This window comes from Robinsoniella sp. (genome assembly GCF_034124845.1).
The window spans coordinates 1-13,746 of record NZ_JAWYAJ010000477.1; the positions used below are offsets into that span (position 1 = coordinate 1).

At 42.6% G+C, this 13,746-nt stretch carries 13 protein-coding genes and 1 other annotated feature; of the genes, 3 read left to right on the forward strand and 10 right to left on the reverse strand.

Going from position 1 to position 13,746, the window contains the following annotated elements; all coding sequences use genetic code 11:
* Positions 1-23: 23 nt before the first annotated feature.
* The 5 genes from ACH2DQ_RS23340 to trpE form a co-directional block, all read right to left on the reverse strand.
* Positions 24-656, reverse strand: coding sequence for a phosphoribosylanthranilate isomerase (locus tag ACH2DQ_RS23340; protein WP_394914792.1), 633 nt, complete (start codon positions 654-656; stop codon positions 24-26).
* A gap of 42 nt (positions 657-698) precedes the next feature.
* Complete coding sequence (gene trpC, locus ACH2DQ_RS23345; RefSeq protein WP_394914804.1) at positions 699-1,478, reverse strand: indole-3-glycerol phosphate synthase TrpC; 780 nt, start codon at positions 1,476-1,478, stop codon at positions 699-701.
* A 9-nt stretch (positions 1,479-1,487) separates the two neighbouring features.
* The gene (trpD, locus tag ACH2DQ_RS23350) at positions 1,488-2,501 is read right to left on the reverse strand and encodes an anthranilate phosphoribosyltransferase (RefSeq protein WP_394914793.1); all 1,014 of its coding nucleotides are present in this window, start codon (positions 2,499-2,501) and stop codon (positions 1,488-1,490) included.
* A gap of 214 nt (positions 2,502-2,715) precedes the next feature.
* The gene (locus ACH2DQ_RS23355; RefSeq protein ID WP_394914794.1) at positions 2,716-3,282 is read right to left on the reverse strand and encodes an anthranilate synthase component II; all 567 of its coding nucleotides are present in this window, start codon (positions 3,280-3,282) and stop codon (positions 2,716-2,718) included.
* Positions 3,282-4,742 carry an anthranilate synthase component I gene (trpE, locus tag ACH2DQ_RS23360; protein WP_394914795.1) on the reverse strand — a complete coding sequence of 487 codons (1,461 nt, stop codon included), beginning with the start codon at positions 4,740-4,742 and terminating at the stop codon, positions 3,282-3,284. The genes ACH2DQ_RS23355 and trpE overlap by 1 nt, the downstream gene beginning before the upstream one ends.
* A gap of 103 nt (positions 4,743-4,845) precedes the next feature.
* Positions 4,846-5,130: a binding site (T-box leader), on the reverse strand.
* Between the two features lie 193 nt (positions 5,131-5,323).
* On the opposite strand from trpE, the gene ACH2DQ_RS23365 reads away from it, so the two are divergent.
* On the forward strand, positions 5,324-5,500 hold the full coding sequence (locus ACH2DQ_RS23365) for a DUF6783 domain-containing protein (RefSeq protein WP_394914796.1): 177 nt from the start codon (positions 5,324-5,326) through the stop codon (positions 5,498-5,500).
* Positions 5,501-5,647: 147 nt separating this feature from the next.
* Here ACH2DQ_RS23365 and ACH2DQ_RS23370 read toward each other — a convergent pair whose 3' ends face one another.
* From ACH2DQ_RS23370 to ACH2DQ_RS23390, 5 genes are all read right to left on the reverse strand, one after another.
* On the reverse strand, positions 5,648-6,883 hold the full coding sequence (locus ACH2DQ_RS23370) for a hypothetical protein (RefSeq protein WP_394914797.1): 1,236 nt from the start codon (positions 6,881-6,883) through the stop codon (positions 5,648-5,650).
* Between the two features lie 16 nt (positions 6,884-6,899).
* Positions 6,900-8,225 (reverse strand): alpha-glucosidase/alpha-galactosidase, encoded by a 1,326-nt coding sequence (locus ACH2DQ_RS23375; RefSeq protein ID WP_394914798.1) that lies wholly within the window; start codon positions 8,223-8,225, stop codon positions 6,900-6,902.
* 74 nt (positions 8,226-8,299) lie between these two features.
* Entirely contained in the window at positions 8,300-9,115 is an 816-nt protein-coding gene (locus ACH2DQ_RS23380) for a carbohydrate ABC transporter permease (protein ID WP_394914799.1), read from the reverse strand.
* A gap of 13 nt (positions 9,116-9,128) precedes the next feature.
* Entirely contained in the window at positions 9,129-10,034 is a 906-nt protein-coding gene (locus tag ACH2DQ_RS23385) for a carbohydrate ABC transporter permease (protein ID WP_395028543.1), read from the reverse strand.
* A gap of 75 nt (positions 10,035-10,109) precedes the next feature.
* Entirely contained in the window at positions 10,110-11,471 is a 1,362-nt protein-coding gene (locus ACH2DQ_RS23390; RefSeq protein WP_394914801.1) for an extracellular solute-binding protein, read from the reverse strand.
* A gap of 464 nt (positions 11,472-11,935) precedes the next feature.
* On the opposite strand from ACH2DQ_RS23390, the gene ACH2DQ_RS23395 reads away from it, so the two are divergent.
* Both ACH2DQ_RS23395 and ACH2DQ_RS23400 read left to right on the forward strand, forming a co-directional pair.
* Positions 11,936-12,658: a GntR family transcriptional regulator gene (locus tag ACH2DQ_RS23395; protein WP_394914802.1), complete on the forward strand. Its 723-nt coding sequence runs from the start codon at positions 11,936-11,938 to the stop codon at positions 12,656-12,658.
* A gap of 211 nt (positions 12,659-12,869) precedes the next feature.
* On the forward strand, positions 12,870-13,746 hold an 877-nt coding region (locus ACH2DQ_RS23400), incomplete at its 3' end, for an N-acetylglucosamine kinase (protein ID WP_394914803.1).

Here is a 13,746-nt window from a genome sequence, read left to right on the forward strand (position 1 = left end):
CAAATCTTCCTTTGCTCATGATTCTACCTCTTTTCTGATTTCACTCTTACGTGCAACATAAATTCTGCAATCTTCTCCCGATCCTTTACACCTGCAGTTTCCACTGCGCTGCTCACATCTACGGCATAGGGTTTACACATTTTGCATTCTATGATAGATGCAGCAACATTATCCGCTGTCAGCCCCCCTGCCAAAAAAAATGGCTTAGTAAGCTTTGGAATCAGGGTGCGGTCAAATGTCTGACCACTTCCTCCATACTGTCCCTTCGTATAAGTATCCAGCAGAAGATAATCGCATGGCAGCTTCTCCGCCCGCCGGATCTGCTCACTGCTCTGCACCCGGACTGCCTTAATCACAGGACAGGAAATATGATTTTTTAACTCCTGAATATAATTCAAATCCTCATCTCCATGCAGCTGTACCAGATCAATAATTTTGTTTTCACATAACCGGATAATTTTCTGCTGTTCCTCATTTACGAATACGCCCACAGCTTTGATCGATGGAAACAACTGTTTTTTCAGTACCTCTGCCTGGGCTGTTGTGACCTGCCTGCTGCTCTTTGCAAATACAAAACCAATATAATCCGGAGACAGATCATTCACCATACCGATATCTTCCTGCCTCTTTAATCCGCAAATTTTTATTTTCGTCACCGTTTCACCGCCTTTCCCCTGACGTATTTACGCCGGGCAGCACTAGTCTTTACCTAAGGATTCCAGCATTTGCTTTTTATTACTGCTTCGCATTAAAGTCTCACCGATCAGCACCCCGTTTACCTTCGCTTCGCGCAAAGCCCGGATATCTTCCGCTGTCTTTATCCCGCTCTCAGCAACAAAGATCACATCTAAGGGTGCCAAAGCCCGAAGTCTGGTGCTATTGTGGATATCCACCGTAAAATCTTTCAAATTCCGGTTATTTACCCCGATTATTCTGGCACCTGCTTTTAATGCACTTTCCATCTCGCTTTCATCATGGGTTTCCACTAGTGCCGAAAGCCCCAGTTTATCGCAGATTCCGATATATTCCCTGAGTGTCTCCGTATCCAGCAGCGCACAAATCAGTAATACCATGGCTGCTCCAAGCACCTTTGCTTCATAAATCTGATACGGATCTATTGTAAAATCCTTGCGCAGTACCGGAATGGAAACTTCTCTGGCTATTTCCTTTAAATACTCATCTCTGCCCTGGAAATATGTCGGCTCAGTCAAACAGGAAATCACAGATGCACCTGCCTCCTCATATTCTTTTGCTATGGACAAATAAGGAAACTCTTTGGCAATTAACCCCTTTGAAGGAGAGGCTTTCTTCACTTCACATATGAAGTGGATGCCCTCCGCCTTAAGCTCCTTCTCCACCGGAAATCCAGTCTCAGTGTTCATGCTGAGAGCTCTTTTCATCATCTCATCCATAGAAACTTTCTTTTTCGCTTCTGCCACCCGAAGCCTTGTATCTGCAGCAATTTCATCTAATATCATGCCCATACCTCACACTTCCTTAGTCGTCTTAATAAATTCCTCCATCTTTGCAAATGCCTTACCACTGTCAATGAGATCCGCTGCCATTTTAATCCCATCCGCCAGGGTAATATCATCAATTCCAAGATAAAGGCTCATTCCGGCATTCATTAAAATTACATCTCTTTTTGCCCCGCGTTCTTTTCCTGAGAGAATATCTTCTGTAATTTTTGCATTTTCTTTAGAATCTCCTCCCACCAGATCAGAAAGTTCACAACGATTCAGTCCAAACTGCTCCGGAGCAATGTTGTAAGAGGTAATTTCTCCAAAGCGGATCTCGTAAACCATGGTCTCTCCGGTTAGTGTAATCTCATCCAGCCCATCATTTCCGCACACTACTACGCCCCTGGTTACTCCCAGATTAGAAAGTACCTGTGCCAGCGGTTCTGCCAGCTTTCTGTCATATACTCCAAGAAGCTGCATTGTCGCTGCCGCCGGGTTGGAAAGAGGGCCCAAAATATTGAATACAGTTCTGGCTCCTAACTCTTTACGTACCGGTGCCGCATATTTCATAGATGAATGATATACCTGTGCAAACATGAAACACATCCCTGTTTTCTTCAGAATCTGTTCATTCTGTGTGGCACTCAGGGAAACAGTTGCCCCCAGAATCTCTAAAACATCAGCTGCACCGCATTTACTGGAAACACTGCGGTTCCCGTGCTTTGCAACCGGAACACCGCCGGCAGCAACCACAAAAGAAGCTGTTGTAGAAATATTAAACGTCCCTACTTCATCCCCGCCGGTTCCAACAATATCGATGACTTCCCTTTCCGGTTTCAGCTTAATGCCCTTTTCCCGCATTACAGTTGCAAATGCCGTAATTTCCTCTATGGTCTCTCCCTGCATCCGCAATGCTGTCAGAAATCCTCCCATCTGTGCCTGGGTTGCCGTACCATCCATCATTTCTTCCATAACCGCCTTAGATTCTTCATATGTCAGATCATTTCCGTTCATTACTTTATTGATTGCTTCTTTAATCATGGGATCTTACCTCCTGCTTTCTGCTCTACTTTCTGCTTTCTATTTACTCATATCCGAATTTTGCTAAAATCACTCATTATAATTAGGGGCTTGTTGTTTTCTATTATAATTTTCTGATACGCACAAATCGTATCTATCTGAGCATTTGTGATGCTTGCTGTTTTCGATTATTATTTTCTAATTCATATTTTTCGGGTTCATTAATCTAAACAGACTATAACTTCAAGAAATTTTCCAATATCACTTTTCCCTGCGGTGTCAATATGGACTCCGGATGAAACTGAACTCCAAAAACTGCATTTTCCCTGTGCTGTACCGCCATGATTTCCCCTTTATCATCTTCTGCTGTGACCAGCAGGCAATCCGGTATAGTATCTTCCTTCGCTATCAGAGAATGGTATCTTGCCACTTCTATTTTTTCAGGAAGCCCCTGAAACAGCGGGCATTTTTGATCAATCTGAATCGTACTTTTTTTCCCATGCATTAATTCTTTTGCATGACCGATCCTCGCGCCGTACACCTCGCAGATTCCCTGATGTCCAAGGCATACACCCAGAATAGGCATTTTACCCTGTAACTTCTCCACTACTTCCTCACATACGCCTGCTGCTTTGGGATAGCCCGGTCCCGGCGATAAGATAATATGGGATGGATTTAGATTCTCGATCTCCTCTACGCTCATTTCATCATTTCGGATTACACGGATATCCGGGCAGATACTGCCTGCCATCTGAACTAAGTTGTATGAAAAACTATCATAATTATCAATTAATAATATCATTATTCCAGGACCTCCTTTGCATTCATAATGGCATTCATAACTGCTGCCGCTTTATTTGCCGACTCTTCGTATTCTTTTTCAGGAACGCTGTCAGCCACTATTCCGCCGCCTGCTTCCACATATACCTTACCGTCCTTCTTCACCGCCATACGAATGGCGATGCAGGTATCCAGGTTCCCGGTAAAGTCCAGATAACCCAGCGCTCCTCCGTAGATTCCTCTTTGTTCACTTTCCAGTTCATTAATAATCTGGCAGGCGCGGATCTTGGGTGCACCCGACAGGGTTCCCGCCGGAAGAACTGCTTCAATGGCATTTAACCCGTCATATTCTTCCCTGATGTTTCCTTCTACCTGAGAACAGATGTGCATGATCTTGGAATATTTATGAATCATCTGATATTCAGTTACTTCTACCGTGTCAAACTTTGATATCCTGCCCAGGTCATTTCTGCCCAGATCCACCAGCATATTGTGTTCGGAAAGCTCTTTTTCATCAGCCAAAAGCTCCTGCTCCAGTTTTTCATCCTCTACCTGATCCATCCCTCTTGGTCTGGAACCTGCAACCGGGAAAGTAGTCAGCCTGCCATTTTGCAGACGCACCAGGGTTTCCGGTGATGTGCTCATGATTTCTTCCTCATCAATGTTCATATAAACCATGTACGGGGAAGGATTGGTCGTCCGGAGCACCCGGTACGGATTGATGAGATTTCCTTCATATGGGCTGGTAAACTGTCTGGCTATTACCGCCTGGAAGATATCCCCATCTACAATGTACTCCTTTGTCTTCTCAATAATCTCGCAATAGGCCTCCTTACTCACATTGCAGGTAAATTCAACTTTCTGCTGAATTTTCTGGTCTTCCAGAATCGGAGCATTCCGAATAATATTGGTGATGCTCTCAATCTCAGCCATGGCTTTCCCATAATTCTCCATGACCTTGTCAGTCTTCATATTTACAACAATGCAGATCTTCTGCTTCAAGTGGTCATAAGCAATGACCTTATCAAATAACATCAAATCATAATCATTAAAATTACCCTTGTTAATATTCAATGTGGGTTCCGCATATCCAATCATGGAATAAGCAAAATAACCAACAAACCCGCCTGCAAACGGGGGCAGCCCTTCCAGGTTGGGAGCCTTGTATTCTTTCATAATGGAGCGTATCACCTCCAGGGGCTTTTTCGTCATAGTCTTTTCCGTAACCCCATCCCGCTCAATTGTTACCTCATCGTTTTTGCAGAAAACCCGCATCACAGGATTAAATCCTAAGAAGGAATAGCGCCCCCATTTCTCGCCGCCTTCTATACTTTCTAACAGATAGTAACGTTTGCTGATATTAGCAAGTTTCCGAAGTAAGGTGATTGGTGTAATTACATCCGCATATATTTCCTTACAAACAGGAACTACATCATAATCCCCTGCTAATTCTAAAATTTTGTCACAGCTTGGCTGCATCATGGTCACTTCCTCCTTTTTCGTATTCATTCTTGTGGTATTCGTTCTTGTGGTTTCGATTCTCAAGCTCCTTTTCGCTATAAAAAAAGACCTTTGCCCCCTATATCCAAGGGACAAAAGCCTGCAGCTTCTGCGGTACCACCCAAGTTGCTGATCATTCAGCCACTCATTTCATGTACAATCATACATACCTCGTTGATAACGGATAAGGCTCCCGTCAGCGTCTACTCTCACTGCTTCCCCCTGTATTTCATACAGACCTCGGCTAATCTTGTGATTTTGAGCTGCCCTCGCAAGTCCATTCAATAAAATCTTTATTACCGCCTTCACACCACCGGCAGCTCTCTGGGAATAACGAATCTTATTTACTACTCTTGTTCATCGGTTTTGGTTCAATACTTTAATTTAGTACAGTATATGCTTTTCTTTTTTATTTGTCAACTAAAACTTTTATATTTTTATGTACGAAATTAATTTATATTATGAATACACTTGAAGTGTTGACGTTGGTGCTGGTAATTTTTTCAGCACTGGGGTACATAGACAATCATCGGGATAAAAAATAGCTATCCTCTAGAGCGTGTTTGAAAATTCATTCCTGTCATCTGCACGCCCCACTTTGCGGCATATTTGCCCCGAATTCAGGTTACATAGCCCGCTATGCGCCCTTCATCCGGGACAAATCTCCCACAAACTGGGACGCACAGCTGCCAGAAAGCAATTTTAAAACACGCTCTAGCGCAATAGAGAATAGCTGGTAACTATAAATTACTACAGATCCGAAGTGTAATCATCAGACCAACCAAAGTCCTTTTATTACTTCTAAGTCAATTATATACTGAGTACTTGATTTTTTCTAGTACCATTTTGCATATAATAAATATTAATACTTGATTTTTATCTTAATTTTAATTTTCCTCCCCCAGCCTCCGCACAATATCCACCGCTCTTCTAACATCTTCCAGATCCCGTACACGGTAAACATCCCGCATAATAAACTCACACTGGCATCCCTTTGCCGCATCCAGCGTTTCCTTTATATGCTTTGCCCAGGCTTCTTCATCCAGTCTGCTTTCTACGCCCAGATAATTTGCATAGGGCTTCCTGGAGAACACCACATCTGTTCCCTTTAGCATCTCGCCCATTTTCTGCTGGTTACTCCAGGGCGACACGGATACTTTTTGTATATTGGGAATTTCCCTTATGACATCCTGCCAAATATCATGCATCGGCTCACAGCAGCCGTAATAAATCAGCCCCATTTCTCTGCACGTCTTCGCCATATAAGGGAGGCAGAACTCCCGGAACATTTCCGGAGATATGGAAGCCGCCTCTTCTGCTTCTGCCCAGATCCAGATATCCTTTAATGCCGGACTCTCTGCTCCCGTCGCTGGAAGGCGGTCCGTAAAACCATAACTGCTGAGGCAGGTTTCCTGGTTTCCGTTATTTAACGTCAGGATTGCATTATCCTCATAATATTTCATTACCTTTAACTGGTTTTCTGTTAGATAGTGCATGAGTTTATGCAGGGTTTCCGGACAGTCATACATGGACATCATATAGTTTTCCAGACCCAGAAGCTTCACTGCCTGAAAAGGAAGTGCGATCATAGGCGGAGTTCCGGTGAGACTCACTGGCATAATGCCATCTAATATGTCCTGTGCAAACTCATAGGATCTACGGGTCTTATCGTTATCTACCTTAATGACTGCCGTCTTCAGCCTGTGAAAATCCTCTTCCAGATCCCGGATTGGAGAATGGTACTCATAGCCCACATCTCTGCCGTTAGCATCCAGGGCATGACATTCTTCTACAGGGAAACCAAATTCATCAATTTCTGTATGAATAGGAATTTCAAATACATCCGGAATCACCTTATCATCCTGTATCAGTTCAAATTCTCGTATATACTTTAAAAAGCGGTATTCCATTTCCCGTGCCATGGGGTCAGTGCAGTACAGCATATAATCTGGCACCATATCCTGACGAAATGTCTCTGTCTCCACAACTACAGGCGGAACGGTCTTCTTCCCCGTATTTACATCCATCCATTTTTTCTTCTTCTGTTCCATTTTCGGCAGATTCGCATATGCTGCCTGCCTTTTTGCCAGTTCTCTTAAATACTGCTTTTCTTTAGCCATCATGAAGCCGAATCCTCCTCTACTTATCTTTCCATGCCTCCGGCAGCAAGTCCAGATTAGCATGAATCAGATCCTTTAAAAGCAACTCCGGATACAGACAATTAGCAGACAGCGGATCCAGGTACATCGCCTGCAATGCTTTATCAAAACTGCAGGATGCCGCAGCTTCTACCATCAGAAGATATTCCCTCCCAAGTCTGTCACACTGGGCTGCAATAGCGTCAGGAAGCTTTCCGATCTTCTGAGGATGCAGGCCAAATTGGTCGATATAGGTGGGCAGCTCTACAATAATATCCTGTGATACATTGTCTATATATCCTTTGTTTACTACATTTACCATTTCGCTGGAGATTTCCCCCGTATTGAGGGAACGTATAAAGTTTGCCGCAGTTTCACCGGAACCCTCCAGGAGTTTCTCATATCCTCTGTTATGTATTCTTACCTCATCAAATAATTTTCTTGCCTGCTCTCTCCACCCATCTACTACTGTAAAATCATTATTTTTCCATTCATAGTCTTTTTCATTCAGAACCTGATCCTTCAGATAACAGGGAACAAATTCCCCTACATGCCTGTCTCCGGGTGCAGGATAACATCCGTAAATGCGGTATAATTCCGCAGATATGGGTTCCTTCTTATCCATACCGCTGCTGATTAATGCATTACAGAGATCCGGATACACGTCCTCCCCATCTATTCTCATGTCTGTAAACCACGTGAAATGATTGATCCCCGCCGCCCGGTAAGTAAACCGTTCCCGGTCAGTCTGAAATACTTTCTCAGCCAGCCACTGTGCCGTATCCGGAGTGCCGTGGCAGAGACCAAAATTCTTAATCCTGGTATATTTCTGAAGCGCAAGACAAACGGCACCCTCCGGGTTAGAATAATTAATCATCCATGCTTCCGGGCATACTTTCTCCATAGCGCCGGCAATCTCCAGGACCACAGGAATCGTTCGAAGCGTTCTGATGATACCGCCGGGACCAATTGTGTCCCCCACCGATTGCAGTACCCCGTGTTCTGTACAAATTCTGATGTCCTGTTTCCACCGCTCATATCCCCCTGTGGCAATCGTCATAAACACATAGTCGGCATCTGGAATCGCCTGCTTATAATCCGTATGGGAACTGACCTCAAATTCCCGTTTTGCGAACTGTATCAAATGAATAACCGCTTCCTTTGTCTCCTCCAAGACTTTCCCGTCAATGTCTACCAGCGCTATATGCCCGCTGCCAATACTATCTTCTTTTAGAATATCTCCGATGAGCCGCAGTGTAAATACGGAACTTCCCGCACCTATAAATACAAATTTACAATATCCGTTATTTCTCATTTTTATACCCATTGCGTACTGCAATTCCTTTCTATGTCATCATTGTCTTTCAACCAGATACATCAACACTAAAATTGCACACCTCTCTATTTAATACCCGTTAAGGTAATACTCTCGACAAACTGCTTTTGAAAAATAAAATACACGATTATGATCGGCAGCATCACCAGAACCCCTGCGCTCATGGACGAATTATAATCCGTTAACAGACTGGAATTGAAAAAGTTCAGTGCCAGCGGAAGCGTCATTTTATTCTCGCTGGTAAGCGCTATTAATGGCCATAAATAATCATTCCATCTTCCCATAAAAGTAAAGATACAAAGAGCGGAAATTGCAGGTTTAATCATCGGTATAATCAGTCCGAAAAAAATCCTCCACTCTCCGGCACCCTCTATCCGTCCGGCTTCCATAATCTCATCCGGAACATTTTCCACAAACTGCCTGCACAGGAAGATGCCGAATCCGGAAACCATATAGGGAATGATCAGTGCCGCAAGGGTGTCTAAAATATGCAGCTTATTGCTAATCAGATAAGTGGGTATCATTGTTACTTGAAAAGGTACCATCATGGTTGCCAATATTCCTATAAAAAGTACATTTTTACACCGAAATTGAAACTTACCAAATATATATCCTCCCAGACAGCTGGTCAATACCACTATTCCGGTTGCAAGAACAGAAGTAACAATACTGTTAAACAGCCATCTCATAAACGGCGCTTCTGTCAGTACCTTCTTATATCCATCCAGCACAATCTGCGTAGGAAAAAAGGAAGCTTCTATGCTCATTATTTCCGCATTTCCTTTAAACGAAAGCAGAACACACCAGAGAAACGGAAAAGCAACTACCAGGAAACCTATACCCAATATAAAGCCCTTTAAAAACTTTGACAGTATCTTCATGGTATCCCCCCTCCTAATATTCCCAGTCTGACTTTACGCAGAAAAACTGTACCATTGATATGATTAGAATGATTCCCAGTAAAACCATTGCCATTGCAGATGCATATCCCATTTGGGAATACTGAAATGCATAGTTGTAAATATTGTAGGCAATGACATTCGTCGCATTGTTTGGTCCGCCTTTGGTCATAATCTGTATCTGGGCAAACGCCTGGAAATATGTAATATAAGTCATCATACTGACAAACAGCATATTTCTGGATAACAGCGGAAGGGTAATCCGAAAAAACTTCTGTACGCAATTTGCCCCGTCTATGGAAGCAGCCTCCAGAAACATCTCAGGAATGCTGTCCATTCCCGCCAGAATTAAAACAATATTATATCCCAGGTCACACCACAAAGTAGTGATAATAATTGCAATTAAGGCAGTATTGCTGCCGGTTAACCAGTTCACAGGGGCTATTCCAACCAACGCAAGCATTTGATTGATAATACCGGAACTGGGCTGATACATAATCGCCCATACATAGCACAGAGCAACTATCGGAATTACAGCCGGAATAAAGAACCATCCCCGGAAAAAGGAACGAAGTTTCCGTTTTTTCACGGATTTGATTACGACTGCCATGAGTGTGGAAATGACAATATTTGCATTAACCGCAATCAGCACAAAAATTACCGTATTTTTCAAAGATCCCAAAAATTCCGTATCATGCATTAACTGTATATAATTATCCACACCCACAAACGGAGCCTGTCCAAACCCACTGTGATTAAAAAGGGACATGAAAAAACTATAGAATATCGGTATGACGGAAAAGACAAAGAATACAAGCAGAATAGGTGTAAGCCCTATAATGACAAATCTTCTTTGACGGCGGCTGACACTCGGTTTTCTCTTTATTTTTTTATTCATCATCCTGCCTCCTAAAGGAGCTGCTGCAAAAAAAGTCCACAAGGTGCATAAGCTATATTTTGCAGCATTCTCCACTCTTTATTTTGTCTGGGCCAAAAGAGAATCAATATGCTGATTAATATCTGTCTCCGCCTTTTTCAAGGCTTCCTCTGTAGTATACTTGCCATCGATCTGGCTTTTAAATATATCCCTGATTGTAGTCTTTACATAATCCATATCCTGTACCGGTCCTACATTCTGCGCATACTTTAAATATTGAAACTGATCCTTGAAACGTACATTTTCATCTGCTTGCGTATATGCCGGATCTTCCGCCAACGCTTTTAAGGAAGGAATGGTTTTAGTTGCCAGATTAAACGCAAGTGACTTTTCCGGCTGCAGACAATACTGTATGAATTTAAATGCATTGTCTTTGTTCTTACTGTTTTCCGATACTACATATGCCCAGCCCGTTTCCACTACAAAATGAGGTACGTCACCGGTAACCGGGGGGAGAAATGTATATTCCCAGTCATCATTTTTTAACTCTTCACCAATCGCTGATGCCCAGGAGCCTTTGATTAGCTGGGCTGCTTTTTTATTAAAGAAAAATACATCCGAGGTAATATCCCCTGTAATATGTTTGGTATCTGTAACTTTATCTACTTCAATCAAATCCACCAGCTTCTGCCATGCCTGCTTAGCCTCATCCGATTGCAGAACCATATGCGTTCTTCCTTCATCCCAGAAGTTCCCGCCATACTGCAGTATCCAGGAAAGGAATAATTGTGCCACATTATCACCGTTGTCAAATTCCAGACCGCCATATTCCAGAACGTCGCCATTGTATTTCACATGATCCTTTGCAATTTTAACAACGTCATCAAATGTCTTAGGTGCTCCTTCTATTCCGGACTCTTTTGCTTTCTCCGGAACATAAAACAAACCGCTTTCCATCTGCATTTCGATGGGCACTCCATAATATGCACCATCTTTTTCATACCCCTCTACTGCACCGGAAAGAAAATCCTTCTGAAATCCGGATGCAATCTCATCCGGCACTTTAGCCAGCACACCTTGGTTAATATAAGTCGGCATCCATGAACCAAATCCCTGAATGATATCGGGTTCATTTCCGGCGGTATAAGCAGCCTTCATCTTCTGGCTCATAACATCATACGGAAATACCTGTATCTCAACTTTGATTCCGCTCTCTGCCTCAAATTCTGCCGCCAGTTCTTTAGTTGCCTTAACAAATGCAGGTCCATTATGCATCCAAAGCGTCACAGGCCCTTTGCCATCCTCTGCTTTCTGGGAATCCGGCTGCCCTGCTTCTGAAGATGGCGCTGCTTTTGTCTCATTTTTCTGTGATTCTCCATTGTCTTTACCGGAACATCCTGAAAGAACTGATGACATAGCCAGCATACAGGTCAAAATAACTGCGATTTTTTTTCTTCTCATAGTATTATCCTCCACATTTACATAAACCAAATGAATGGTCCTGTTTTCTAGATTGCCACAAGGCTTCTTTTACTTATCTTTCTCAAACCTGCTCCCTGTATTTTCCGGATCATGTTCGAAATTAAGCCCATCAAGTTGTCTTAAAAATGAACTCCCGTTCACCTCTCTTCCTATATTGATCCTGTTTTTATAGAACCAATATTTATCATGTCCTTACTTTTCCCTTATCTAACTTGTATTGTTATTATAAGACAAGTTTTTTATACTTGCAATACATTTATGCAAATTAATCATTTTTTATCATTATTCAACAATATTTATAGTCATTTTTTATACATTATTACGTTTTAGTTTTATTTTCCAAAAACCCCTTGCAGATTTTTTATAGTTGTTATATTATATTAATACCTTTAAGTTTTATTTATTTCTTATAATGTTAAAATTGTATTTAAGGAGGTTTCTGTATGTCAAAAAATAACAGCGTTCAAAATAATTTCAAATATACCCAGCTATATGATATCTTAGTTGAGAAAATTACTTCCGGAGAATGGAAGCCACATGATAAAATGCCTACCGAACGGGAATTATGTACGCGATATGCGCTCAGCCGTATTACCGTCCGGGATGCCTTGGACTTATTAACCAAAGACGGTTATATTTACCGCAAGCAGGGCAAAGGTACTTTTGTCTCTGTCCGCAGAATAGAACAGACTCTTACTAAATTTTACAGCCTTCGTGAGAACATAGAAGCAAAAGGGATTTCTCACAGTAATAAAGTTTTATCTTTTAAACGTATTCCGGCAGTAGGTAAGGTAATGGAGAATTTGAAGCTGAATACCGAAGGCATGGTATATGAGTTAATACGCTGCCTTTATGCACAGGATGTGCCTTATGCAGTGGAAACTTCTTACATTCCGGTAAGCATTTACCCGGAGATGACCCTTGAGAAAATTCAGGAAAACGGACTATATAAAACAATGCAGTCATTCAATATCATACCGGAACGAGCTACCGAGAACATTACAGCAGTCCCCGTTTCCCGAGAAGATGCCCTGCTTTTAGGCATCAAAGCATCAGATACTTCTATTAAAATTGAGCGAATCACTTTTTCCAGAAATGATACCATTGAGTATACGGTTGCATTTATTAAGAGTGATTTCTTCTCATACCGTGTTGAACTGAATTAGCGGATATATAGTGCCGCCCGGCGCAAATACGCCACTATATAACACCCGCTATCTGCGCCAGCTGCACGTCTGTGAATCTAGTCGTAGCCCGCTACGCCGTCGATTCACAGACGCACACCTGACACAGATATCAGGCACTATATATCGACGTATTTACACCGAGCGGCACTAGTAACCATTGCACAAATGTGCATGCATAGGAGGTTCCAATATGAAATATTTTTTAAGTATGGATGGGGGCGGAACTAAAACCGCCTGGATGCTGACTACCTATTCCGGGTTAGTTGCCGCCAGCTTTGAAACATCCGGCTGTTCACACCCTCAAATCGGCATTGCCGGTGTAAGCAGTCTGGTGGAGAACGGAATCAGACAGCTTATGGAGACAGCCGGATGCAGCAAACAACAAATTGCCAGTGCCGCCTTTGGCATTCCCTGCTATGGTGAGAATTTCTCTGCAGACAGGCAGATCTCAGAATATCTCCACGGACTTCTACCTCAGACTGCTTTACTGCTCCGCAACGATGTAGCATTAGGTTTTGCAGGATCCCTCAACCTGTCTTATGGTATACATATTGTAGCAGGCACCGGTGCCATTGCATACGGGGAAAATCTGGAAGGAAAAAGTGCCAGATCTAATGGGTGGCATACGGCATTTTCAGACGAAGGTTCTGCTTACTGGCTTGGTATGCAGACACTTTCACTGTTCGCCAAAGAATGTGATTTACGGGAAGACCGTTCCTGCCTGTATGATATAATCCGTGATTCCCTCTCTCTTTATAATGAAGAGGACCTTATCTCGTTCTATGACAACTACTTATCAGGAAACCGGGAAGCTATCGCAAAAATGCAGATCTATCTGAGCGAAGCTGCCAAAAATGGGGACTTTCGTGCCCGCCGCCTGTATGATACAGCAGCTTACGAACTTTTTATTTCAATAAAAGGAATTTATCGAAAACTGGGATTTTCAACGGAAGCTCAGGTTCCTGTCCCTGTTTCTTATTCCGGAGGTATTTTTAGAAATGGAGACCTTATACTAGAGCGTGTTTTAAAATTAAAAGTTGCACAAAACAAATGTTTTGCATCTCCGT

Coding starts and splice junctions, on each gene's coding strand:
- ACH2DQ_RS23355 (WP_394914794.1), bottom strand. CDS start 3,282: ATGATATTATTAATTGATAATTATGATAGTTTTTCATACAACTTAGTT.
- trpE (WP_394914795.1), bottom strand. CDS start 4,742: ATGATGCAGCCAAGCTGTGACAAAATTTTAGAATTAGCAGGGGATTAT.
- ACH2DQ_RS23370 (WP_394914797.1), bottom strand. CDS start 6,883: ATGATGGCTAAAGAAAAGCAGTATTTAAGAGAACTGGCAAAAAGGCAG.
- ACH2DQ_RS23385 (WP_395028543.1), bottom strand. CDS start 10,034: ATGATGAATAAAAAAATAAAGAGAAAACCGAGTGTCAGCCGCCGTCAA.
- ACH2DQ_RS23395 (WP_394914802.1), top strand. CDS start 11,936: ATGTCAAAAAATAACAGCGTTCAAAATAATTTCAAATATACCCAGCTA.
- ACH2DQ_RS23380 (WP_394914799.1), bottom strand. CDS start 9,115: ATGAAGATACTGTCAAAGTTTTTAAAGGGCTTTATATTGGGTATAGGT.
- ACH2DQ_RS23390 (WP_394914801.1), bottom strand. CDS start 11,471: ATGAGAAGAAAAAAAATCGCAGTTATTTTGACCTGTATGCTGGCTATG.
- ACH2DQ_RS23375 (WP_394914798.1), bottom strand. CDS start 8,225: ATGGGTATAAAAATGAGAAATAACGGATATTGTAAATTTGTATTTATA.
- trpC (WP_394914804.1), bottom strand. CDS start 1,478: ATGATATTAGATGAAATTGCTGCAGATACAAGGCTTCGGGTGGCAGAA.
- trpD (WP_394914793.1), bottom strand. CDS start 2,501: ATGATTAAAGAAGCAATCAATAAAGTAATGAACGGAAATGATCTGACA.